The organism is Lamprocystis purpurea DSM 4197 (assembly GCF_000379525.1).
GTDB lineage: Bacteria > Pseudomonadota > Gammaproteobacteria > Chromatiales > Chromatiaceae > Thiodictyon > Thiodictyon purpureum.
In genome coordinates this window covers 23094-45436 of sequence record NZ_KB902363.1, presented here as the reverse complement: position 1 = coordinate 45436, position 22343 = coordinate 23094, and the positions used below count along the sequence as shown (strand labels likewise).

Here is a 22343-nt window from a genome sequence, read left to right as displayed (position 1 = left end):
CGGACCAGGCCTCCTGCGTCTTAGCACGCGACCCAACAAACGGGACTGAATATGAAGAAAATAGATCGGCAAGCGCTCGAACTGAAGTATCCTGACCTGCATCGTGTCGTTGTGGAGTTACAAAAAAATCATGTCAAGATCGATGATGATCAGGCTTGGCTAACCGCCGGAGCGCTTCTTGCGTATACCGGAATCGCCAGTATCCCGAAACAGATCGTCAAGGCTGCGGACAAGAACCCACATGATTATCCAAAAGTCGTGGGACAGATTAACAATGTACTTCGCGGAAAAGAGCAATGCACACCGGAGCACCATAACCTCCTTGCACTGCTGAAGAACATTGAGTATCTGACGGATTATCCTGCGCCGGGACTGGACCCTACAAGGATGATGGATCATTATGAGAACATTGATGAGCATTATAAGGTGAACAACGTTCTGCTCATGGGCGAAGTCGGCAGTGTCTGTCGCCATCGGCCTGCGCCGGGCATGTATCAAAAGAAATATCGCATTCATATTGCCGGGGGATTGAAGAATATTTCATTCCTCAACCCGGCTCAGCAAGAACTTATCTATGCTCCGGAGACCCCCTATCTGGTCGTAGGGCGGCGTACCGGTAAGATAAAGAATAAGAAAGGCCATCAGGCGCACGAACACATCTACCTGCAGTACGCCCCGCAGAGCCGAGCCCAGGGGATCAATCTTTGCCAGATAAGGGGGTAGCAACGAATAGCCCGCGTCGGCGTTGGTCGTCGTTCCGAATCTGACCGTCACTGCCCATGAACAACCCGAATCTCATCGCGCTCGGCTGGGACACCTGGTTTGCAGAGCAAGTCAGTGCCCAGTGTGATCCGGCCGCCACGGTGGCCCGCGTCGCGGCAGTGGACCGCGACCAGTTGCTGTTGCTCAACGCGTCGGGGGCGTTCCGCGCCAAACTCGCCGGGAAGCTCCTGTATGACTCGGTATCTTCGGCGCAGTTGCCCTGTGTGGGCGACTGGGTCCGCGTGGAAAGATCGACCGCCGATCAATTCGGACTGGTGCACGGTCTCTTGGCGCGCAAGACCAGCCTGCGGCGCAAGGCCGCCGGTGAATCGGTCGAGGTCCAGATGATTGCGGCGAATGTCGATGTCGTCATCGTTGTCCAGTCCTGTCACTACGACTTCAATCTCAAGCGACTGGAGCGCTACCTGGTCATGGCAAGGGACGGCGGGGCGACGCCTTGCATTCTGCTCACCAAGACCGACTTGGTGGAGCCTGCGGTGGTGGCGGCCCAGGTGGCGCAAATCCGCAGTGCCGGCATCGATGCGCCGGTGCTGACGCTCAGTAATTTCACAGGAGACCGGAGATGTTGATGCTCGAATATCGAACCATGAGTTGGTGGTACTGGTTGGCGACTGTTTTCTTTCTGACTGCCGGCGTGTTTGGATGGCGAACGGGTTTCGTCGTTGCAATCGGTATCACGGTATTTCAGCTGGTCCATTTCGCTATTCGCGAACGGAGTATGACCGCGTTCCCGGTTCAGGTACGACTCGGGTATTTGTTGCTGCTGCTCATTGCGTTGCCGGAGAGGCTTCAGCTGATTTACTGGTTTCCCATGATCGGAACATGGGCGCAAGTGCTGTTTGGATATTGCGCAATGGCACGGATAGTGTCGCTCTTTCCATGGAACCGCAAAGAAGCATTCTCATTTACGCTTCTTCGACGAACCTTCCTTTCTTCACCAGTTCGAGGAAACATCTTGCAGGGCTTGCCACCCTGTAAATGACATATTGGTTTGCACCTCGCGTTCCGTCCCATCGAGGTCGATATAGAGCGAATCGAACATTCCCATTGCCGGTCTCCACCAAAGATCAAACGCGGATTTCCGCTTGGTTCAGACTGCCGCTTTCCCGCCCGGCCCAATCCCGGGCGAACTGCCAGGCGGTGCGCCCACTCCGGGAACCGCGCCGCAGAGCCCATTGGAGTGCGGCTTGTTCGACCGGCGCCCACTGCGTCGGGGTCGTCCCCAGGCGCCCACACCAATGGCGGACCAAGGTCAGGTACTGGGCTTGAGTGAAGGGGTGAAAGCTGACCCAGAGCCCAAACCGATCGGAGAGCGAGATTTTCTCCTCCACCGCCTCGCCCTGGTGTAATTCACCGTCAACCATGTGCGCATCGCGGTTCTCCGACTGGAACTCGGGCATCAGATGGCGGCGGTTGGAGGTGGCATAGATCAGCAGGTTGTCCGGGGTGGCGCTGATCGATCCCTCCAGCGCGGCCTTGAGCGCCTTGTAACCGGGCTCGCCGGCCTCGAATGAGAGGTCATCACAAAAGAGGATGAAGCGCTCCGGCCGCTCCCGCACCAGATCCAGGATGTCCGGCAGGTCTTTGAGGTCTTCTTTGTCCACCTCGATCAACCGCAGCCCCTGGTCCTTGAAGGCGTTGTAAACGGCCTTGATCAGCGACGATTTGCCGGTCCCGCGCGCGCCCCACAGGAGCAGGTTATTGGCGCCATACCCGGCGATGAACTGGCGGGTATTGCGTTCGATCTCGGCCTTCTGGCGATCGAGACACAGCAGATCCGCGGGGTCCAACCGATGTGGCGCGTACAGGGCCTCAAGCGCACCGCGCCCGTTGCGGATGCGCCAGCGGAAGGCCGTGGCCTCCCAATCGGTCGGACGCGGCGGCTCGGGCAGCAGACGTTCCAGACGATCGAGTAAGGCGTCGAAGCGAGCGCTCAGGTCCGCTGGATCCATCATTGTCGGCTTCATCCCGCGGTCCCCAGACTGCGATGCAGCCGCAGATCATCCAGGGTCACCGCCGGGCCGACCCCGTAGCCTTGGGCGAAATCGACTCCCAGATCGCGCAGGATCTCGACTGCCGCGGGTGTTTCGGCCCATTCCGCGATGGTCTGGAGCTGGAGCACATGGGCGACATGATTGATGGACTCGACGACGGCCCGATCCACCGGGTCGTTGGCCAGATTACGCACAAAGCTCCCGTCGATCTTGATGTAACGCACCGGGAGTGACTTGACGTAGGTGTAGGAAGCGAAGCCGGTACCAAAGTCATCGACGGCAAATGAACTGCCCAGATCACACAGGCTCTGCATGAAGGCACGCGCCCTGCCCAGATCCGAGACGGCATTGGTCTCGGTGACTTCGAAACAGATCGCCTGATAGGGCACCCGGTAGTCGCTGAACTGACGCTTGAGATAGGGGAGGAATCCCTCATCGACCAGGGTGGTGGCGGAGAGATTCAGGGCGAGCATGAACTGCTCGGGGTGTTGCTCGTGCCAGGTCCGCAGTTGCTCGGCCTGGCGTCCGAGGACGTGGGCCAGAATCCAGCGGTCGACCGCCGGCATCAGGACATAGCGCTCGGCGGCCGGGATGAAATGGTTCGGGGCCACCGAACGGCCTTGATCGTCCTGCATCCGCACCAGGATCTCATAGTGCATCGACGCACCCGCGACCTGCAATGGTTTGATCGGCTGCGCCATCACGCGGAAACGGTTTTCTTCCAGCGCACGTCCGATGGTCGAGATGAGGGCCACGTCACCCAGTCGGCGAATGGCGTTGACGTCTTCCGGACTGAAGAGGTGCAGCCGATCGCCGCCGCGCGTCTTCGCGACCTGGCAGGCGATATCCGCCCGCCCCAGGGCACTGAGCGCACCTTCCACCGGCGCGAAGTTGACGAGTCCGATGCTGACCGACACATCGAAGGTGCGTTCCCGCCAGGTAAAGGGGAAGCTGCGTACGGTACGCACCAGTTCGGCACAGACGAACTCGGCGTTCGCCACGGCCTCCCCGACGAACAGAGCGGCAAATTCGTCGCCGCCCAGCCGTGCCAGGACGGCGGCGCCGCCAAGCTTGGTGGAGATGATCTGGCCAAGCTGTTTGAGCAGTTTGTCACCCGCGGCATGTCCGCAGGTGCCATTGATGAGCTTGAAGTGATCCAGATCGATCAGACAGAGTGCGTGCGGCTGCGCCGCGCGGTCCGGATCGGCAACCGCTGCACCGATCAGTCGCTCCAGCGTGCGTCGATTGTTGAGCCCGGTGAGTGTATCGTGATTCTCGAGATAGTCGATCTGCGCTTCCGCCCGTTCGCTCTCGGCCAGATCCTCGGCCAGAATCAACAGCCAGGACGCATCCTCCAGGGTCAGGTTGCGCAGCAGCAGTCGCAGCGCAAACGCCTCACCACCCCGGCGCAGACCATTGCAATGGCGCACGCGCGGGCCCGCCGCATCCTCCGCCGCGGTCTCGGCGGTCTCGGCGGTCATCGCAAGGCTCGGAATCAAGACCTGGACCGGGAGCGACGCGGCCTCGTCACTCAGACGCCCGAACAGCATCTCCGCGGCCGGGTTCAACAGGCGTACCCGCAGCTCCGGGTCGGCCAGAATAACCCCTTGACTCATCGCACCGAGGACGGCGCTCAGGGTCTCGCCAGCCGCACGCGGATCGATACCTTCGGCGCGCGCGGTGCGGGCGACAGAACGCCCCCGCACCATGATCAGCAGGGCAAACAAGCCCGCGACCGCCACCAAGGCGAATTCCAGCACCAGACGAACGCCGCCCCCCGCGGACATCCGTTCGGCAGCGGAGCCGTCGCAATACCAGAGAAACCCGGCGGCAATCAGAGCCCCGGCCGCCCCCGCCGACAGCGCAATGAGAGACAAATCCAGTGTTGCCGGCCACGGATCGGCGTGTCCGTGATCCTTAGGGTGGGACAGGGAGCGTCCCAACCGAGCACCCGGGAGGTGTGACGTCGGCATCGCATCCTCAGGCGGAGAGCCGCCGGTATTTGATGCGATGCGGTTGGTCCGCGTCGGTGCCCAGGCGGCGATGGCGGTCGGCCTCGTAGTCCGCGTAGTTGCCCTCGAACCAGGTCGCCTGGGAGTCGCCTTCGAAGGCCAGGATATGCGTGGCGATCCGGTCCAGGAACCAGCGATCATGGCTGATGACCACCGCGCAGCCGGGGAAGGTCAGCAGCGCCTCTTCCAGGGCGCGCAGGGTTTCCACATCCAGGTCGTTGGTCGGTTCGTCGAGCAGCAGCAGGTTGCCACCGCTCTTCAGCAGTTTGGCCAGATGGACCCGGTTGCGCTCGCCGCCGGACAGGTCGCCGATGCGCTTCTGCTGATCCGACCCCTTGAAGTTGAAGCGCCCGCAATAGGCCCGCGAGGGCATCTCATAGCGACCCACGATGATGGTGTCCAGGCCATCGGCGATCTCCTCCCAGACGGTCTTGCTGTCGTCCAGCGCATCCCGGCTCTGGTCCACGCAAGCCACCTGCACGGTCTCGCCGATGCGTAAGGTTCCGGCATCCGGCTGTTCCTGCCCGTTGATGATGCGGAACAGGGTGGTCTTGCCCGCGCCGTTGGGGCCGATGATGCCGACGATGCCGCCCTTGGGCAGGCTGAACGACAGATTTTCGTAGAGCAGGTTGTCCCCAAAGGCCTTCTTGAGGCCCTCGGCCTCGATCACCAGGTCGCCCAGCCGCGGACCCGGCGGGATATAGATCTCGTTGGTTTCGTTGCGGGCCTGGAACTCGGCGGACTGCAACTCATCGAAGCGCGCCAGCCGCGCCTTGCTCTTGGCATGACGCCCCTTGGGATTGGCGCGCACCCATTCCAGCTCCTGCTTCATGGTCTTGACGCGGGCGGCCTCGGTCTTCTCCTCCAGTTCCAGCCGCCGCTCCTTCTGATCCAGCCAGGAGGAGTAATTGCCTTCCCAGGGGATGCCGTGACCGCGGTCCAACTCCAGAATCCAACCCGCGACGTTATCCAGGAAATAGCGGTCATGGGTAACGGCAACGACGGTGCCGGGGTACTCGAGCAGGAAGCGCTCCAGCCAGGCGACGGACTCCGCGTCCAGATGGTTGGTCGGCTCGTCCAGCAGCAGCATGTCCGGCTTGGAGAGCAGCAGCCGGCACAGCGCGACCCGCCGCCGCTCGCCGCCCGAGAGGGTGGCCACGGCGGCCTCCCAGGGCGGCAGACGCAGCGCCTCGGCGGCCACCTCCAGGGTGCGGTCCAGATTGTGGCCGTCGGTCACCTCGATCAGGTGTTCGAGCTCCGCCTGTTCCTTGGCGAGTGCATCGAAGTCCGCATCCGCCTCGGCATAGGCGGCATAGACGGCGTCGAGCCGGGTCAGCGCGTCCTTGATGTGCCCGAGCGCCCCTTCCACGTTGCCGCGAACGTCTTTGGTGGCGTCCAGGTGGGGCTCCTGGGGAAGAAAGCCGACCTTGATCCCGGGCTGGGGGCGCGCCTCGCCCTCGATCTCGGTGTCGAGCCCGGCCATGATGCGCAGCAGCGTGGATTTACCCGAGCCGTTCAAACCCAGGACGCCGATCTTGGCTCCAGGGAAAAATGACAGCGAGATGTCGCGCAGGATCACGCGTTTGGGCGGCACGACCTTGCCGACCCGATTCATGGTGTAGATATATTGAGCCATGGCTTGCCCGCGTTAGAGACCGGATACTTGGGGAGACGGTGATGGTCGCGTCGCGGTGGGCCGCCCGGGAGCCGGGCCGGCGTCCGCGATCGAGAAGTGCATTGTGGGGCGCGGCATGGGAAATGTCCAAACTCGGGGGCCGGTGTCGCCGGGAGCATGGGTCGGACACGCGATTGACCGACATCCTTTGATACATGATGTTCCGGCAATCGCCTAAAATCGCGGCAACACCAGGATAAAGACCGCCTATGCCTCGCTACCCCATCCCCGTTATCGGCTTTGTCGCACCCAGCGGCAGCGGCAAGACCACCCTGCTGCGGCAACTGGTCCCGCTCCTGAAGCGGCGCGGCTGGCGCCTGGGCTACCTCAAGCACGCACATCACACCTTCGACCTGGACCGCCCGGGTAAGGACAGCTTCGAGGTCCGTGCCGCCGGCGCCGATCAAGTCCTGCTGGCATCCACGCGGCGCTGGGCGCTGCAAGTGGAAAACCACACACCAGGCGCGGACCCCGACCTGGGCGAACTGCTGGCCCGCTTCGCGTGCGATCACTTGGATTTGGTGCTGGCGGAGGGCTTCAAATACGCCGATTACCCCAAGATCGAGGTCCATCGTACCGCGGTCGGCGAGCCGCCGCTCTATCCGCGCGATCCGGCCATCATCGCCGTCGTGACGGACGCCGACCTGCCCGCCGACGATCACCCGCCGCGCCTGCCACTGGACGACCCGAACGCGGTCGCGGAGTTCATCGTCGCCTGGCTCGCGCTTCAGGGCTCAGCGCTCAGATAAGCGATCCAACCGGCATCGGGCTCCCCGGACTCGACCGGCTCGAAGCGGCCATCCGGCCGACCCTGCGCATCCCAGCCCTGCCAGTAGACCAGCACCCGCGAGAATCCGGCCTCGGCCAACAGATCCCGAATCTCCGGCAGCGACCACAGACGCCAGTCGTAGGTGAAGGCGCGCTCCAGACGGGATCCATCGGCGAAGGCAAAATGGATGTGACAGACCAGCCGGCCGCTGATCGGATCATAGTGGGCCTGTTCCCACTGGTAGCGCACTGGACCCAGTTCGGGGTCGTCGAGCGGGCGCTCCTCGATGATCAGTCGATAGGCGTCATAGCCCCCATAGGCGTCGAGAAAAAAGACCCCATCCGGTGCCAGGGCCGCGCGCACACGTTCAAAATAGGCCCGCAGCGCGGCCCGACCGCATAGCAGCCAGTAGCTGAAGTTCATGGCCAGCACCACGTCCAGGGGTCGGGTGACGACCCGCATCACGTCTTGCTCCAGCAGCTCGACCCGGACGCGCTGCGCTTGCGGCAGTGCCGCCAGGTTGTGGCAGCGTCCCCACGCCAGGACCTCCGGGTCCAGGTCAACCCCAAAGGCCCGATTGGTCTTGCGCCGCCGGACCCACTCGCAACACACCGCGGCCGTTCCGCAAAAATCCTCTCTGAGCCACCGGGCACTGCGTCCGCGCAGCAACCGATAGGTGCGGTCGACGAAATCCACCTCCACGCGCGGATTCTGCACCGCGCGCTCATAGAGACGGTGCCGATCCGCCAGCGCGGCGGCGGTCGGGCGAACAACAGGGCGTTGTGGTGACATGGTCGGAAAACCGGTCGGGCGGACAATGGACGGTGCACTACGCCAAGAGTCGGAGACGAAATCAATCGATCGATTGAAAGGACTCGAAGGTTGCTGTATTGTTCCCGGCTCGCGAGCGTTTCGGAAGACTGACCTCCCCGCGGCCACTGATCGGCCACAGGGCACCGGCAACCTTCGTCAAACGCACGCGCCTCCCCGGAGAGGTGTCCGAGTGGCTTAAGGAGCACGCCTGGAAAGTGTGTATAGGTTAACAGCCTATCGAGGGTTCGAATCCCTCCCTCTCCGCCATTTTAAAAAATAAACCGTTTATTTTCAGATAGTAAGAAAATAAATACGGTTTTTGCCCACAAACCTTCCCACAAAAAGACCTACAGGCCGACCGCAGGGCCATCAGGATGCGCCCGCGATGCTTCCCGGACCTTCCCATGGGTATGGTTGCCCGACCTATGCCAAAGTCTCGCGCATTTCCCGTAAGACCGAGCCCAAGTAGTCGGCCTCGTCCATCATCAGGACATGCTGCGCGCGCAAGCCCTGGCGTTTCTCCTGTCACGGCATCAAAGTCTTCGTCGGTCGCAACCGCCGCGAGCAAGAGCGACTGATAAGGATCAGGTGCAGGCTCAAGCCGCCAGCGCCGTGGAACAGGTCGCGCCGCAGATCGGCGACGAGTTGGGCAGGCGCGCGGTTGCGCCCCCGCAGATAGGGGAAACGGTCGGCAAAGCAGTCCGCCCCATCCGGGGGACGATGCAGACCACTGTTGCCTGAGAGGACCCGCGCCGCCAAGCCCTCCGCCCAGCCCTCGTCACCGGACACCCGGTCGAGAAAACGGATGACTTCCAGTACCTCGGGCGCCTTGCCCGCGGACAAGCAGGCGTTCTTCAAGAGTCATAGGTAAAACTCCACGAGTTGGCGGGGGCATTCCTTCGATCCGCGGCCTGGCCTTGCATGGCCGAGGCTAAGATTTCCGGCAAACGTTGGCCGAAGAACGCCTTCACCTCCTCGCGGCGGTACTTGAGGATGCGGTAAAAGCCGAAGTCCAGGTCTGCGAGGTCGACCTTCAGCAGGTCCTTGTAAAGCAGGGTCAGGAACTTGTCCTTGCTGGATTCCATAAGTGGGCGAAACCGTGTGGGCTGGTCTGGATTGGACTGGGGTTGGCGGGCAGGATACCGGAACCGGTCAAACCTGTGTGTGGCGCCTTCCTGGGACACCTGGGGAAGGGCACCGCGTGGTGATGATTGAAGCGCCTGAAGGCTGGCGGCAATTCGCGCCCCGGCTCCCGCGAACGCTCTGCCCTGGTTTCAATGATCATCAAACTAAGCTCGGCCTGGCGCAGCCAGGTAGGCCAGCGTCTGCATCTCAAGCAGGCGGCTTTGTACCCGTTCAAAGGGGAAATCAATGAGCCCGCCCGGATATAAATCCGCGATCGGCGCTTCAGCGGCCGTCACCAGCTTGACCCGACGATCGTAGAACTCGTCGATCAGGTGCACGAAACGCCTGGCGGCCGCCTCGTGCCTGGGACCAAGCACCGGCAGACCCGAAATCAGTACGGTGTGAAATAGTTTCGCGATTTCAATGTAATCAGCAACCGATCGCGGTGTTGCGCAAAGGTCCTGAAACGTGAACCAGGCAACATCGGGGCCTACCCGACGCACCGGGAAGCTCCGGCCGTTGACACTGAAATCCTGATCGAGCGTCCCATGCCCCCCGGTCAGATGATCAAAGTGCTCCGCCAGTCTGGCCTCGCCCTCGCCGCCGACGAAGTAGACCCCGCCCTGCGTCAACTCCCGTAACCGATAATCGACGGGGCCGTTCAGCTCAAAAACCTGCGTGTGAGCTTTCAGCAGTTCGATCGCGGGCAAAAACAACTGCCGCTGCAATCCGTTGCGATAGAGGGCATCCGGCTTGGTGTTTGACGTCGCCACCAAGGTGACACCGCGCGCGAACAGCGCGCGCAACAGCCGATGCAGGATCATCGCATCGGCGATGTCGGTCACCACGAACTCATCCAGACATAAGATCCGCACCGTGCGCCGCCATTGATCGGCGATCACCTCCAGCGGGTCGGGCTGGCTCGGCAGCCGGGACATCGCATCGTGAACATCGCGCATAAAGTGGTGAAAATGGATCCGGCGTGCCCCGGTGACTTCCAAGGACCCACAAAACCAGTCCATCAGGTAGGTCTTGCCGCGCCCGACTCCACCCCATAGATAGAGTCCGGGGATCGGGGGCTTGCCGGGGGCCGGCCGTGCGATCAACCGGTCCAGGAGGCCGCGCCTCGGCACTCCCTCGGGGGCACCAGCCAAGCGAACCTTGAGATCATGCAGTAACTGGAACGCCTCCTGTTGCACCTCGTCCAAAGGATGGAACCCTTCAATATTGCAGGGAAGAAAAGACATCGGCATGACTGGATGACCCGCGGATTTGTTATCGGACACACTATAATTGCGATAGCCGTCGAACGTGATAACCGGACACAGGGGTGGGTTTCAACCCGCCCCTACACCAAGGCGCTGTCCGGTTATCGGGTGCGAAGGCTATATTTTGACCAACCTGCCCGCGGGTCGGTCGATCGTCACCAATCAGTGGACTGCACGCCGGGTCCCGGCAGCGACGGATCGCCCGACCGACAGTGCCTGTGCCGCGGCAACGGAGTGACAAGCACAGCACTTTGAAATATGGTATGCAGCCTGTCGCGCTGAATTCAGCGCCCACACATCCTTAAGAGTACCCTTCGGATGCTCAATAAACTCAAGCGTTTCACAACATCCCTGTTGCCCATCGACGAGAATCGGCGGGGCGACTGCAACCGTTGCGGCGCCTGCTGCAAACTTCCCTATCCTTGTCCGTTCCTGCGCTTCGACGACCAGGGGCTGAGCAGTTGTGCCGTCTATCACGTCCGACCGCCGAGTTGCCGGAAATACCCTCGGACAGCATCCGAAAATTTAACACAGGAACAGTGCGGGTATTATTTCGTCACGGCTGAGAACCTCGACCAGACCCTGCCCCGGCTCGAACCTGCGGCAAACCCTCAGTGAGTCCCGGCGCCGCCAAGCGAAGCGCAGTACCAGGGACCGGGCGTCCATGAATCGCAGTCCATGCCAGCGGCCCAGGCGATCCGGGGCACGACCGTCGCCGCGCGGCGTGGACTTTCACGAGCCGCCCCGGTTCCTGCTCATAGTCTCGCGAACCAGCTTGCCAATCTGGAAACACCGAGCGGCAAACGTCGACCGGCAGGCACTGCACCCGCCGCAGCGCGACGTCGATGCCCCGTAACTCCCGGGGGAACGCCTGGCGGCTTCTCGATCGGTACCCCATCGCGTGCGTAGCGGCGGGTCAAGCCGGCAAGCCCGATCGTGATCGCGATCAGCATGTAATAATAATCGAACATGGAGAGTCCCAAGAATAGCCCGCTCGTCGCGTAGCCGATGAGGCTCACGAAAATCATTGATGCCAGATCGCGCATCCAACCCAAGGCCGCGTGCGGCTTGGCGAATCGTATCACCCGGTTCAAGGTTACCAGCGCGCCGAGCCCGATGGCCAGAAAGGTGAAAAGACCAACGAAACCATGCTCGCCCAAGGCCTCGAAATAGATGCTGTGCACGTCAAGAACATGCTGACGGTTCGGCGCATAGAGCGCATACGTCTGCCGATTGAACATGTCGGCGCCGCCGCCCACCAGCGGGTGGTCGAGTGCCACGTACCACGCCGTCCACCACGCATTGATTCGGCCTTGCGCCGATGCGTCCGCTTGGTAAGCCTGAATCGAGTCCATACGGCTGTACCAGGTCTCCGGCATCGTCATCAGAGCCAGCGGGAAGGCCAACGCGAGCAATAACAGCAGACCCGCCTTGTTGCTGCTCTTCATCGCCAGATAGAACGTCATTGCGATCATGCCAACCAGCGCACCGCGCGATTGCGTGCCGAAAATCGCCATCAGAGTCAGCACCATCATTGCCAGCATCCCGTACCTGATCCACCGACTCTCGCTGATCAACTGGAGATACCGTATCATCGGGACCGTCATCACCAGCGCGAGCCCGATCTCATTGTTACCGGAAATAAAGCTGCCTGGCGGACCATTGACGTGGTTTACCCCACCGCCGAGCAGTGTGAAGATACCGCCCTTCACCCCATAGAAACCCAATGACAGGACAATGACCCAAACCAGCGCATTGATGCGCTCCCGCGTCGTCAACAGGGCGATCATCAGGAACGTCAGGAGCAGGATCTTCCAGGTTCTATCCCATTCCGCCCAGGCGGCTGCCGGATAAAAAGCCGTCAAGGTGGTGACGAACCACCAGAACCACCAGAAAGCCAGCAGCCAGGTCAATGGCACAGCGGGCAGTCGCTTCACCTCCCGGGCGATCAGCAACGACAGCATGAGCGTCACCGCGACAATCTGCGCGAAGGGCATTTCGGTCGCAAAACTCCAGCCCAAACGATGGGGATTCATCAGACTGAGCCAGCTCCAGACCAGGATCCCGAAGAATGGTTTACGCAGGATCAGGGGTAGACAGCCGAATACCACCAGCGCGACAATATAGTCGCGCATCAGGCCACACCCACCTTGCTGAGCACGTAACGAAACTTTCCGGAACGCTCCGCCGGAATCCCGTCAACGACCTCGACTTCAATCCGCACCCCGGATCCGAGACGACATTTCAGCCCGGCAACGATGGCCTCGGCCCCTACCGGAGAATAAGCCGCGCCCGCCTCGATCAGCACGCGGGTTCGCGTCAGACTCTCCTGGATGATCTGAAAACGCTCGATGCCGCCGACATCGCGGATCACATAGATCAACGCCAATCCGTGCATCACCGTGCCGTCTTGCGCCACCACGAAGTCCGTGGCCCGCCCCTGAACCTCACGCAACACCGGCAATCCACGACCGCAGGGACAATCCGGCGGACCCAACACTCCAATATCGCCGGTCCGATAGCGGATGAAAGGGAAGTCTCCGGTGGCAAAGTGGGTGACCACGATCTCGCCCGCCTGACCCTCGGGCAGTACCCGGCCCTGCGGATCCACGATCTCAACCAGCAGGTCTTCCGCGGAAATGTGCAAGCCGCCCCGTGGACACTGATGCGCAATGAACCCCGCATCGCGACCACCATAGCCATTGGCAACCGGGCAGCCAAAGGTCCGCTCGATCGCCGCGCGCTGATCCTCATAAAGGCGTTCGGCGGTCACAAAGGCGACCCGGATGCCCAGATCGTCCATCCGCTGACCGCTGCTCCGGGCGTACCGCGCGATCAGGGCGAGCGACGAGGGATAGCCAAATAGCATCCGCGGGCGCCGACTGCGAATCGCTCGAATGAAATGATCCAGATTCCCGGTCGACATCGAGAAAGCGGGCAGCAGGCGTGTGCGCAACAACCGATCCCGCAATTCGCGTACCCGATCTTGTGCGGACAATTCGAGCGGCGAACCCCAGATAACGATTTCCGGATCGCCGATATCCACCCCCCACCAACGGGTCGCGCGCCATTTGGCCGCGACGTCATGACTGATGCGCTCGCGACCGACGAAAAAGATCAGCGGCTCGCCGGAAGACCCGCCCGTATTGAGGCGGGTCAGACGACCGGCATCCCGCGCTTTGAGCGCCTCACTCTGGGCCCGGATGTCCGGCTTGGTGAGAAAAGGCAAGGCGTCGATGTCCGCCAGCGTGGTGATACTGTCGGGGGTGATACCGCGCGCGGCCATGATGCGACGATAATACGGCACCTGGCGATAGGCGCGTTCAAGCAGCAGGCGTAATCGATGCAGCCTGACTGCCGCGAGTTGCTCCGCCCCCCACCATTGGCTTGCTTCAAGCCCGATGCGCACGGCGACACTGTTATGGCCCTTCATTCGCTCATGCAGCGGGAAAAGAAACCTGCTGACAGTACCGGTGTAGAAATCCGCCAACGCGTCACTCCCCAGTGAAGATCGCACCATCCGGACACCGGCGTCGCCGGCGACCCCAGCCAGGCACCATGAACCCTCAGGCAACAGCGGCGGCTGGAGTCAGCCGTCCGTAAACGGCTCGATAGCGTGCCGCAATCAGAGGCCACTGACGCTCGGACTCCACGTACGCTCGTGCCCGCCGACGCTGTGCATCCCACTGATCGCGTCGCGCGAAAAGTTGCGGTATCGCGCTGACCAGAGCGTCAATACTGCCCGCACGAAATAGCGAGCCGGTCTCCCCATCGCGTATCAGCTCACGATGACCGCCGACGTCCGACGCCATGACCAGTTTGCCCTGAGCCATCGCCTCCAGAGGCTTCAGCGGTGTCACCAGTTCAGTCAAACGCATCGGCATCCGTGGATACAGAACGCAATCGACCAAACTGTAATAGCGATGGACTTGTGCATGCGCCGCCCGCCCCGCAAAGATCAGCTGCCGCGCCACGCCGAGTTCACTCCCCAAACGCATCAAATCGGCCTCCTGCGGCCCCCCGCCGACCAGCAGCAGTCGTACCTGGGGAAACTCGGCAATGATTCGCGGCAAGGCACGCAAGGCCAGGGACAGCCCTTCGTACGCATAGAACGAGCCGAGATAACCGAGCACGGTCGCCGTGCCGATTCCCAACTCGGCCGCCAACGCCTCGTCCCGGGGCAGTCCGTACTGAAAATGAGCCAAATCCACGGCGTTGGGAATCACCGTCACCTTCGATGCGGCGATGCCGCGCGCGACGATATCCGTGTGCAGACCATCGCAAATACAAGTGACCGCGTCACACTGACGAAAGACCCAGGTCTCCAGATGCCTGGACAACCGATAACGCAACCCCCACTCCCTACTCGTGCCATGATCCGCCGCGGCATCCTCCCAAAAGGCGCGACACTCATACAGGACTGGTAAGCGACTGCGGCGCCCGGCACGGATGGCAGCGATGCCATTCAGACTTGGCGAGTGCGCATGCAAGAGATCGGGGCGTTCCAGCGCGATCACGTCCATGAGTCGCCGTTCCAGCCCGCTGACAATGGCCCACTGGTTCAACACCGGCACGCTGGACGTCGCCGGGGTGCCGAGGGCGGTGCGATAGAAACGCAGACCATCCACTTCCTCGACCACTGACTGAGAACCCGGATGCTTGGCCGAGGTCACCTGCACCGTCTCCCAGCCAAGCGCCCGCTGCTGCTCTAGAATCGCCCGGGTGCGAAAAGCGTAACCGCTATGCAGTGGGATCGAATGATCCAGGACGTGCAGAATCTTCACGCCGCGTCATCCCCCGCGACGCGGCCTTGATCCTCAGCGATCCGGCGCAACAAGGTCTCGAACAGCAGTCGGATCGATCCTATGTCCCAGCACCTCGTCGTACAATGATAAGTATGCAGCAACACAAGATCCCCAATCAAATCGTTGTACCACCTCAGCGCGGGCCGCCGCGCCACAGCGTATTCGATGCGCTTCATCCGTAATGAAATCGTACATCGCCGACGCCAATGCCCCAGCATCCCCAGCGGATACCAAGGCGCCGGTTCGGCCCGGCGTTACCAGTTCAGGATTGCCGCCAACCCGTGTCGCAATGACGGGAAGCCCGGTGGCCATGGCCTCCAGGATCGTATTCGAGATTCCCTCACCGAGCGACGGTAATACGAACAGATCAAACAGTCGCATCAAATCAGCAACGTCGCTACGGTCACCGGTGAACCAAACCGCGTGGGATACGCCACAGGCCGCCGCTTGCTGCTCCAACTCATGACGCAGTTCCCCTTCTCCGACCATGACCAGACGCAAACGCGACGCCAAGTCCCGGCTCCGACCAAGCAAGTCGGCGAACGCGAAGAGCAGGGTCCGCTGATCCTTGACTGCGACCAGTCGCCCGACGGTCCCAATCACCAGCGCCCCATCCGACAGGAACCCCGGCGGTCCCAGATCGGTGCGTGCCCCCACTGTGGGTGAAAACTGGTCGGCATCCACACCGTTGTAAATCTGCCTGATGCGCACCGGCGGAACCCTGACCCTGGACTCAAGCCAGTCGGCAAGATCCTTGCTGACCGCGATATAACGCTGGACGAGGGGCCGAATGCCCCGACGCAGCACATTGTACTTGCGATTCTTGCCTTCAAGGTCGAAGACATCGCGGCCGTGTTCCCCGTGAACACGTTTGACGCCGCGCAAGAAGAATGCGGGGACCTGCGCCTCGAGCGTGGCGAGATTACGCGTATGGACGATCGCCGGGCGTAGGGCCCGGAGCGCCGACCAGAGGCGAACATACACGGAAAAATCGTGCCCCGCGGAGCACCGCAGCGCGACGATCGGCACGTCATGCCGGACCATCCGCGACGCGAACAACCCCGCGTCGGTAAGACAGACGATCGCATGCCGATAGCGGTCAGGAGGGGTTCGGTTGATGATGTTCACGAGTCCATTCTCCAACCCACCAGTGCCGAAACCATACACGACGTGAACAATCCGCGGTGACTTGAGGCTACCCTCGATCATGGCGGCGCCGAGATCGCACGGACAATCTCCGCCTCCAGCGACGGCAACATCAGCGCCAGAAATCCCTCGAGCACCACGACCGCCTCGTCCTCATTGACGACATAAGGTGCGGCCACGGCGATCAAGGTCCCGGCACGCTCCCCTCCCCACAGCCGATCGGCCGCCTCGACCAGCTTGGCACGATAGGGACTGCTGGTGCTTACATCACCAATACGATACCAGTTCCACACCAGCAGATGGTCGCCATCGTGATGCGATGCGATCCGGCTTTGATTTACGGTGAAGGGCCCGTTCGGAAGGCGAATCACCCGTTTCGATATCTCCTTGTCGCTCCACTGCTGATCCCGTGTCGAGACCATTTGATTAGCGGAACTGACCAACTCTGCGCCTTGCCGCTGGGACCGAAAGACACCGAGATAGACACCGACCGTCCCAGAGCGTCCACGATAAAAAACATAGATGTCACCGTCGGGAGCCACGACGCGCGGGCGCCATGACCAGAGCCCCTCCGGCGCCTCCTGCCAATCACCAACGGCCGTCGGCACCTGTAAGGCGACCGCCATCGCGGAGTGATCCGAGACCCGTTCCAATCCCCACATCAGACCCGGCCAGATTCCCGCGGCCAACAGCACGGCGATGCCCACGCTGCCGACGCCACGCGCGCCACCCATGCGCTTCAAACCCGCGGGGATCTCACTCCCTGGATCGCGCCACATCGCTCCAAACCAAAACATAATGGCAATAACGATGCCGAAGAACACCCAACCATAGATCAGGTGATCGACACCCGTGGCCAGTTTCATATTGCTCAGATGCCCGATCATCACGATCAGGTAGGCACGCAGCCCATTGGCGAACACCGGAACGACCACGGAGAACAACACAAACACCAGACGCTTCCATAGAAACCTGAAGTTCAGATAGGCAAACAAGATCCCGAGGGTGACCGACGCCAGCAGATAACGAACCCCACTGCACTCTTCGACGATTGACCAGTCACCGCTCGGCAGAGAGAAAAAGGTCCCGTCGCGATACACCGGTATCCCCGTGAGCCGTAGCAGACCAACCGTGAAATCAGCCGTAAAGTTCATCAGTGGATAGGTGAGCGACTCGCCCACCGGAACGGCCAGCAGCAAGAATCCGAGCGGGAAGGCCAGAAAGCGCGTGACCGGCGTGCCCACCATCGACCAGATGGCAAGGATCAACAGGCAGATAAATCCATATTGCTGAAGCACCAGCACATCCGTAACACTTCCAAGAAGCCACACACCGCCAACCGGAAGCATCAGCAGCGTTGGGCCCAACGTTGGCCGCGGTGACGAGCCGGCGAGACCCGCCCGTTTCTCCCATATCAGCCACAGGCTGATGGGAAGGACAATGGCGCCGTGAGCATAGGTATCCGATCGCAGCCAGATCGACACCAGCGACCACAAGGTCGGAAAGAACAGCCAGAGAAGTACGAAGAGGACGGCGGCCAGCCCCGGCAACACGGCTGACCAGGTGACGCGGTGCACAACGGCATTCCGGCTTGCAGCTTCCATCAAGTCTCTACGCCTCGCACACCCGAACGACAAGCCTAAGGCTGGCCGCCGGATCAAGAACGCATCCGCAGGAACCGATCGGAATGACGGTCACCTCAGTGCTCTCCGAAAATCAACGCGACCATCTTCTCCGCCGACTCGGCCCAGCCATAATGCGCTTCAACAAGCCGCCGAGCAGCAGGACCTTGATTGGGTGCGCACCCGCTCAACACGGCAACGACTGCACGCGCGTAGGCTGCCGGCTCGTCCGCAACCAATAAATCGCGCCCCGGCACCGCCGCGATCCCCTCGAGCGCCTTGGAAGTCAGCACGACGGGCCGCCCCATTGCCATCCCCTCCAACACCTTGTTCTGGACACCGCGTGCGATCCGCATCGGCGCAACGACCGCTGCGGCGTGTTGCAGATAGGGCCGAACATCGGCAACCCGTCCAGTCACCCGGATATCCTCGCCACCCAACCTCAGGACCTCCCGCGTCGGTTTCGCACCGACGATCACAAAAAGAGCTCGCGGTCTTATCGCCTTGACACGGGGCCAGACCTCACGCACAAACCACAGCACCGCGTCGATGTTCGTCCAGTAATCCATAACCCCGGTAAACACCACCGGCTCACTCGACACCGGATAAGGCGACACGTGCTCCGTCGAAGCATCAAAATAGGACGTATCGACCCCATTCCTGATCGCCTTAACCCGCTCGCCAACATCGCCGACGCCGCTGCGAAAAAGATCGGCTTCATGCTCCGACACAAACAGACTCGCATCGAAAACATGCGCCAACCGTGCCTCCGCTTCGGCCAATCGTTTCGCCTCGCGCCGAAAGATCAGTGCCGCCGGCCCGCGCTTACGGTGGGCATACTGACGCCACTTATCGGAATCAACATCCACGAAATCTATGACGCGCCGCACGGTAGACCAACTGCTATTCTCCGCATACTGGGCCATCGCGGAAGAAAATACCAACACGTGTTCTATTCCGTGCGAAACGCGACATGCCAGCGCCCAGCGCCGCATACGTGCATCCCGATAATAGGGGATCGTCAACGCGGTGCCGCTGAGAAAACCACTCATGCTCCTGAACGTCGCGCCGTTTCGGGCCAACGGAAGAAACAGTGATGACGCACAACGCTCCCGCAACTGCGCAACATGCGCCCAATCTGCTGGGTCATCGATGAACGCGCCAAGATGCACGTGAAAATGCTGAAGCAGTTCCTGAAGCCAACGGTACGAGCGGACCTTGTCACCTTTGTCCGGCGGATAGGGAATACGATGACACAGAAACAGCAGGTGGGGGAAGCGCTGTTCCATGTTACTGCGCCAGCCCTGACTAACCAAGATGCCGCGCGAGCATCGGACCGACCGTGTTGGCGATCGATAACGGCAACCACTTCCAGGCTGCGATCAACAGTCGATAACGCGGATTCATCGGATTATTCTCCGGGATGACACGGGATCTGACAAGATAATACTCGTAGTGCAGTGGTTGCGGGACAAAGCCCCAGTTCTTCTTGAAGTGATAAGGGCCGGTGCCGACCTTGCTGCGGCCGTAATCGAACACCCGGACACCTCGCGCCGCAGCGCGTCTCATCAGATCCCAGTACATGAAGTCATTGCCTTTGACTGGCCGCGCCGCAAGCTGGCTGCCGCCGTAATAGGGGAGCACTTCGTCGCGAAAGTAAAAGCTCAGGACAGCAGCGACATCCCGGCCTGAAGCCGCGACGACCGACAATTCCGTATCGCTGTGAAACTCGTTGATCAGCACGGCGAAAAACCTCCTGGAAAAGACCGGCGTACCGAGATTGCGAACACTTTCCGAATAAATCCGGTAAAACCGATCCAGGTCATTCGTCACGCACGCCGACAGTCCGGCATCGATCGCCTTGCGCACCATCGCGCGCTGCTTGCGCGGAATTGACTTGAAGTTATCCGCATCGGCTTCGCTGATCGGCCGCCGAAACGTCACATATAGGTTCTGCGTGGGCCACTCTGGACAGACCGCTTCGCGGTTACGCATCTCCAGAGCGTCAACACCGAGCCGCCTCGCCAAGCGCATTGACTCCAGGATGAGCGCCTGCCTTGCGTCCTCACTCACGGCGGCCACTCCGCCATAGACACAACAGGGAGTCGAAATAAGTGCGTGCCCGAAGAGCCGACTACGCACTTCCGCCAACGGTAAGATGCCCTCGATTTCACCATTGCGTTCAGCCAACAAATACCGGCAGCGCTGGCCAAGCCCTTCGGTGATGACCCGAGACCAACCGGACCGATGGAAAAACGTTGCCTGCGCGCAATGTGCTACAAATGCGTCCCAGCGCGCGTGATCGGAGGCCAGATATCGCCTCACCCGCAGCCCGGTGTCGACGATCGCGTCGATCGGCTTCACGCACACTACCCGAAATCCGGCGCGATCAGGAAGATCTCATCCATCCGGCCCCAGTAGAAGTCGCGCAGCAGGGATCCGACACGAGCCTCCATACGATGCAGATTCAAGTAATGTCGCAACCGCGTCTTCGCTCCTAGATCCTGCTGCCGTGGTTGATCCGGATCGATCTCCCAGGGATGAAAATAAAAAACGCAGCTTTGCCGGTCGAGACGATTGACTCGCCGCATCGCCCACCGCGAAAAGGAATAAGGAAATAATCGAAAATAGCCACCGCCGCCACACGGCAGCTTTTGGCCGCCGACGTCGAGCGTCGTTATCGGAATCTCCAGAAACGACGAATCACTACGCGGGTTGAATTGAAACCGTGGCCCACCGGGCATCCCGTAGATGTCATGACGAATCGGATAGATGCTGGAAGAATAGCGGTATCCCGCTTCGTCCAAGACTTTCAAGGCCCACAGATTTCGCGTGCCGATCGAGTAACTCGCGGCACGATAGCCCAACACCGGGCATCCACCGGTATCCTCCAGAACAGATTTTGCACGAGTCACATCCGCGCGAAACTCCGACCGGCTTTGTTCAGTCACCCGAACGTGCTCCCAGCCATGGCTGGCAAGTTCGTGTCCCTCGGAGACGATACGCCTCACCATCGCTGGATAGCGGGCCGCGATCCAGCCGAGCGTAAAAAAAGTGCCCTTCACGTTATGCTGCGAAAAAAGCCCAAGAATACGATCAACACAACCTTCGACACGGTGCGGCATCCGATCCCAGTGCGCTCGACTGACATGCTGCTCAAAAGCGGTCACCTGAAAGTAATCTTCTACGTCGACTGTCATCGCATTGACGTGAGCCAAAGTACCGATGCCTTCTCGATCCGCCACGGGGATGAGCCGCGCCGAAACCCCGTCAAACGCAAGATCTCGATCAATCCAGGTCATCATAGGCATCAAGTTCAAGCTGCAACAAGACCGCTTTACGCAGGAGCTTGCGCTCCCGCGTGACGATCGCACGAATCCGCGCAACCTCCTCCTCCAAGGCCAGCAACCGAGCCGACAGATCGTCCGCGTCGGACGACTGCAAGGACCCATTGCCCCCGGACTTGGGACTGGCCGGAGCATTGCCGTCAGAGACACTTCCGGCCCCCACTGACCAGCCGATCTCCTGCCGCAGTTCGTTGGCGACGACCCGGACATCGTCCGCACTCAGATCAAGCTTGTTCTCAATGAATCCATAGAGCAATAATCGATCACATAATGTGTTTATGCGCCGCGGCACGCCGTTCGTTTCAGTGTGAATCAAAGCAAACACTTCTGACGTAAGCGTTGGCTTCCCGGACCACCCGACACAGTTCAGGCGAAATTCGATGTACGCTTGAGTCTCCTCACCGGATAGTGGATCGAGATGATAAGCGGCAATAATCCGTTGCCGGAGTTGCTCCATGCTCGGCAGCTGCAGCGTCCGGCGCAGATTATCTTGCCCCAACAGGAAGTTCTGGAAAAGCGAGCGCCCCTCGATCTGGAAGTTCGCAAGCATCCTCAATTCTTCAAGGGATCTCGCGGGAAGATTCTGCGCCTCATCGACAACCAATAAAACGCGACGACCCTCGGCGAATCGCGCGCGCGCGACTTGCTCGAGGTGATGCAGCAAAGTTGCCTTGTTGAACCCGTCATGCGCTAAACCAAAGGACGCACACACCATACGAAGCAGGTCCTCGGGCTCCACTTGAGTTGTTATCAACTGGGCGGCCATCACATGGTAGGTGTCGAGTTCGCCGAACAATGCCTGCAATAGCATTGTTTTCCCTGTTCCTATACCACCGGTAATGACGACGAATCCCTCACCTTGCTCCAAACCGTAGCGCAGGTAGGCCAAGGCCCGGTGGTGACCCCGGCTGTCGAAAAAAAACCGCTGATCGGGTGTCAATTGGAACGGCTTACCGGAAAGGTGATAGAATTCTTCGTACATTC

General features: G+C 60.9%; 20 protein-coding genes and 1 tRNA gene. 5 read left to right on the top strand and 16 right to left on the bottom strand.

From position 1 onward, the window contains the following. Window positions 1–51: 51 nt before the first annotated feature. Genes A39O_RS40165 through A39O_RS37445 form a run of 3 tightly spaced genes read left to right on the top strand, consistent with a single transcriptional unit; the run spans window position 52 to window position 1765 of the window. Window positions 52–723: a hypothetical protein gene (locus A39O_RS40165; protein WP_157639557.1), complete on the top strand. Its 672-nt coding sequence runs from the start codon at window positions 52–54 to the stop codon at window positions 721–723. A gap of 56 nt (window positions 724–779) precedes the next feature. Then, complete coding sequence (gene rsgA, locus A39O_RS31480) at window positions 780–1352, top strand: GTPase RsgA (RefSeq protein WP_020502923.1); 573 nt, start codon at window positions 780–782, stop codon at window positions 1350–1352. Further along, window positions 1346–1765: a hypothetical protein gene (locus A39O_RS37445; RefSeq protein ID WP_083924415.1), complete on the top strand. Its 420-nt coding sequence runs from the start codon at window positions 1346–1348 to the stop codon at window positions 1763–1765. The genes rsgA and A39O_RS37445 overlap by 7 nt, the downstream gene beginning before the upstream one ends. Before the next feature lie 85 nt (window positions 1766–1850). Here A39O_RS37445 and A39O_RS0101360 read toward each other — a convergent pair whose 3' ends face one another. From A39O_RS0101360 to ettA, 3 genes are read right to left on the bottom strand one after another with little or no spacing between them, the layout of a single operon-like run. Then, window positions 1851–2738, bottom strand: coding sequence for an ATP-binding protein (locus A39O_RS0101360; protein ID WP_040526854.1), 888 nt, complete (start codon window positions 2736–2738; stop codon window positions 1851–1853). Between the two features lie 8 nt (window positions 2739–2746). After that, window positions 2747–4750 carry a putative bifunctional diguanylate cyclase/phosphodiesterase gene (locus A39O_RS0101355; RefSeq protein WP_157639556.1) on the bottom strand — a complete coding sequence of 668 codons (2004 nt, stop codon included), beginning with the start codon at window positions 4748–4750 and terminating at the stop codon, window positions 2747–2749. A 7-nt stretch (window positions 4751–4757) separates the two neighbouring features. Further along, window positions 4758–6425 carry an energy-dependent translational throttle protein EttA gene (gene ettA, locus A39O_RS0101350; RefSeq protein ID WP_020502919.1) on the bottom strand — a complete coding sequence of 556 codons (1668 nt, stop codon included), beginning with the start codon at window positions 6423–6425 and terminating at the stop codon, window positions 4758–4760. A 248-nt stretch (window positions 6426–6673) separates the two neighbouring features. On the opposite strand from ettA, the gene mobB reads away from it, so the two are divergent. Beyond that, window positions 6674–7213 carry a molybdopterin-guanine dinucleotide biosynthesis protein B gene (gene mobB / locus A39O_RS0101345; protein ID WP_020502918.1) on the top strand — a complete coding sequence of 180 codons (540 nt, stop codon included), beginning with the start codon at window positions 6674–6676 and terminating at the stop codon, window positions 7211–7213. Here the strand turns inward: mobB and A39O_RS0101340 are convergent. After that, entirely contained in the window at window positions 7192–8025 is an 834-nt protein-coding gene (locus A39O_RS0101340; RefSeq protein ID WP_020502917.1) for a class I SAM-dependent methyltransferase, read from the bottom strand. The two genes, mobB and A39O_RS0101340, sit on opposite strands and share 22 nt — an antisense overlap. A gap of 197 nt (window positions 8026–8222) precedes the next feature. Here A39O_RS0101340 and A39O_RS0101335 point away from each other — a divergent pair. Beyond that, window positions 8223–8313 (top strand) — tRNA-Ser (locus tag A39O_RS0101335). A 258-nt stretch (window positions 8314–8571) separates the two neighbouring features. Here A39O_RS0101335 and A39O_RS0101330 read toward each other — a convergent pair. The 12 genes from A39O_RS0101330 to A39O_RS0101275 all read right to left on the bottom strand — a co-directional run bounded on the left by A39O_RS0101330 (window position 8572) and on the right by A39O_RS0101275 (window position 22341). Beyond that, window positions 8572–8904, bottom strand: coding sequence for a hypothetical protein (locus A39O_RS0101330; protein ID WP_020502916.1), 333 nt, complete (start codon window positions 8902–8904; stop codon window positions 8572–8574). Next, the gene (locus A39O_RS0101325) at window positions 8901–9131 is read right to left on the bottom strand and encodes a hypothetical protein (RefSeq protein ID WP_020502915.1); all 231 of its coding nucleotides are present in this window, start codon (window positions 9129–9131) and stop codon (window positions 8901–8903) included. Before A39O_RS0101325 ends, A39O_RS0101330 begins: the two co-directional genes overlap by 4 nt. Window positions 9132–9335: 204 nt before the next feature. After that, window positions 9336–10418 carry a cell division protein ZapE gene (zapE, locus tag A39O_RS0101320; protein ID WP_157639555.1) on the bottom strand — a complete coding sequence of 361 codons (1083 nt, stop codon included), beginning with the start codon at window positions 10416–10418 and terminating at the stop codon, window positions 9336–9338. 776 nt (window positions 10419–11194) lie between these two features. After that, window positions 11195–12574, bottom strand: a complete 1380-nt coding sequence (locus tag A39O_RS31475; RefSeq protein WP_020502913.1) for a putative O-glycosylation ligase, exosortase A system-associated — start codon at window positions 12572–12574, stop codon at window positions 11195–11197. Next, window positions 12574–13929, bottom strand: coding sequence for a phenylacetate--CoA ligase family protein (locus A39O_RS0101310; RefSeq protein WP_020502912.1), 1356 nt, complete (start codon window positions 13927–13929; stop codon window positions 12574–12576). Before A39O_RS0101310 ends, A39O_RS31475 begins: the two co-directional genes overlap by 1 nt. Before the next feature lie 76 nt (window positions 13930–14005). After that, window positions 14006–15223, bottom strand: coding sequence for a TIGR04063 family PEP-CTERM/XrtA system glycosyltransferase (locus tag A39O_RS0101305; RefSeq protein ID WP_020502911.1), 1218 nt, complete (start codon window positions 15221–15223; stop codon window positions 14006–14008). A gap of 33 nt (window positions 15224–15256) precedes the next feature. Next, window positions 15257–16453: a TIGR03088 family PEP-CTERM/XrtA system glycosyltransferase gene (locus tag A39O_RS0101300; RefSeq protein ID WP_020502910.1), complete on the bottom strand. Its 1197-nt coding sequence runs from the start codon at window positions 16451–16453 to the stop codon at window positions 15257–15259. Further along, window positions 16450–17994: an exosortase A gene (gene xrtA, locus A39O_RS0101295; protein ID WP_040526827.1), complete on the bottom strand. Its 1545-nt coding sequence runs from the start codon at window positions 17992–17994 to the stop codon at window positions 16450–16452. The genes A39O_RS0101300 and xrtA overlap by 4 nt, the downstream gene beginning before the upstream one ends. A gap of 95 nt (window positions 17995–18089) precedes the next feature. Then, a complete protein-coding gene (locus tag A39O_RS0101290) occupies window positions 18090–19301 on the bottom strand; it encodes a TIGR03087 family PEP-CTERM/XrtA system glycosyltransferase (protein ID WP_020502908.1) in 1212 nt (403 codons plus the stop codon). Between the two features lie 19 nt (window positions 19302–19320). Then, the gene (locus A39O_RS0101285; RefSeq protein WP_020502907.1) at window positions 19321–20382 is read right to left on the bottom strand and encodes a FemAB family XrtA/PEP-CTERM system-associated protein; all 1062 of its coding nucleotides are present in this window, start codon (window positions 20380–20382) and stop codon (window positions 19321–19323) included. Next, window positions 20382–21212 carry an XrtA system polysaccharide deacetylase gene (locus tag A39O_RS0101280; RefSeq protein ID WP_026199076.1) on the bottom strand — a complete coding sequence of 277 codons (831 nt, stop codon included), beginning with the start codon at window positions 21210–21212 and terminating at the stop codon, window positions 20382–20384. The genes A39O_RS0101285 and A39O_RS0101280 overlap by 1 nt, the downstream gene beginning before the upstream one ends. 88 nt (window positions 21213–21300) lie before the next feature. Continuing rightward, a complete protein-coding gene (locus A39O_RS0101275) occupies window positions 21301–22341 on the bottom strand; it encodes an XrtA/PEP-CTERM system-associated ATPase (RefSeq protein ID WP_020502905.1) in 1041 nt (346 codons plus the stop codon). Window positions 22342–22343: the final 2 nt, after the last annotated feature.

Coding starts and splice junctions, on each gene's coding strand:
- mobB (WP_020502918.1), top strand. CDS start 6,674: ATGCCTCGCTACCCCATCCCCGTTATCGGCTTTGTCGCACCCAGCGGC.
- A39O_RS0101275 (WP_020502905.1), bottom strand. CDS start 22,341: ATGTACGAAGAATTCTATCACCTTTCCGGTAAGCCGTTCCAATTGACA.
- A39O_RS0101280 (WP_026199076.1), bottom strand. CDS start 21,212: ATGACAGTCGACGTAGAAGATTACTTTCAGGTGACCGCTTTTGAGCAG.
- A39O_RS0101360 (WP_040526854.1), bottom strand. CDS start 2,738: ATGATGGATCCAGCGGACCTGAGCGCTCGCTTCGACGCCTTACTCGAT.
- rsgA (WP_020502923.1), top strand. CDS start 780: ATGAACAACCCGAATCTCATCGCGCTCGGCTGGGACACCTGGTTTGCA.
- A39O_RS0101300 (WP_020502910.1), bottom strand. CDS start 16,453: ATGATCGAGGGTAGCCTCAAGTCACCGCGGATTGTTCACGTCGTGTAT.
- A39O_RS0101325 (WP_020502915.1), bottom strand. CDS start 9,131: ATGGAATCCAGCAAGGACAAGTTCCTGACCCTGCTTTACAAGGACCTG.
- ettA (WP_020502919.1), bottom strand. CDS start 6,425: ATGGCTCAATATATCTACACCATGAATCGGGTCGGCAAGGTCGTGCCG.
- A39O_RS37445 (WP_083924415.1), top strand. CDS start 1,346: ATGTTGATGCTCGAATATCGAACCATGAGTTGGTGGTACTGGTTGGCG.
- A39O_RS31475 (WP_020502913.1), bottom strand. CDS start 12,574: ATGCGCGACTATATTGTCGCGCTGGTGGTATTCGGCTGTCTACCCCTG.
- A39O_RS0101340 (WP_020502917.1), bottom strand. CDS start 8,025: ATGTCACCACAACGCCCTGTTGTTCGCCCGACCGCCGCCGCGCTGGCG.
- A39O_RS0101355 (WP_157639556.1), bottom strand. CDS start 4,750: ATGCCGACGTCACACCTCCCGGGTGCTCGGTTGGGACGCTCCCTGTCC.
- xrtA (WP_040526827.1), bottom strand. CDS start 17,994: ATGGAAGCTGCAAGCCGGAATGCCGTTGTGCACCGCGTCACCTGGTCA.
- A39O_RS0101290 (WP_020502908.1), bottom strand. CDS start 19,301: ATGGAACAGCGCTTCCCCCACCTGCTGTTTCTGTGTCATCGTATTCCC.
- zapE (WP_157639555.1), bottom strand. CDS start 10,418: ATGTCTTTTCTTCCCTGCAATATTGAAGGGTTCCATCCTTTGGACGAG.
- A39O_RS40165 (WP_157639557.1), top strand. CDS start 52: ATGAAGAAAATAGATCGGCAAGCGCTCGAACTGAAGTATCCTGACCTG.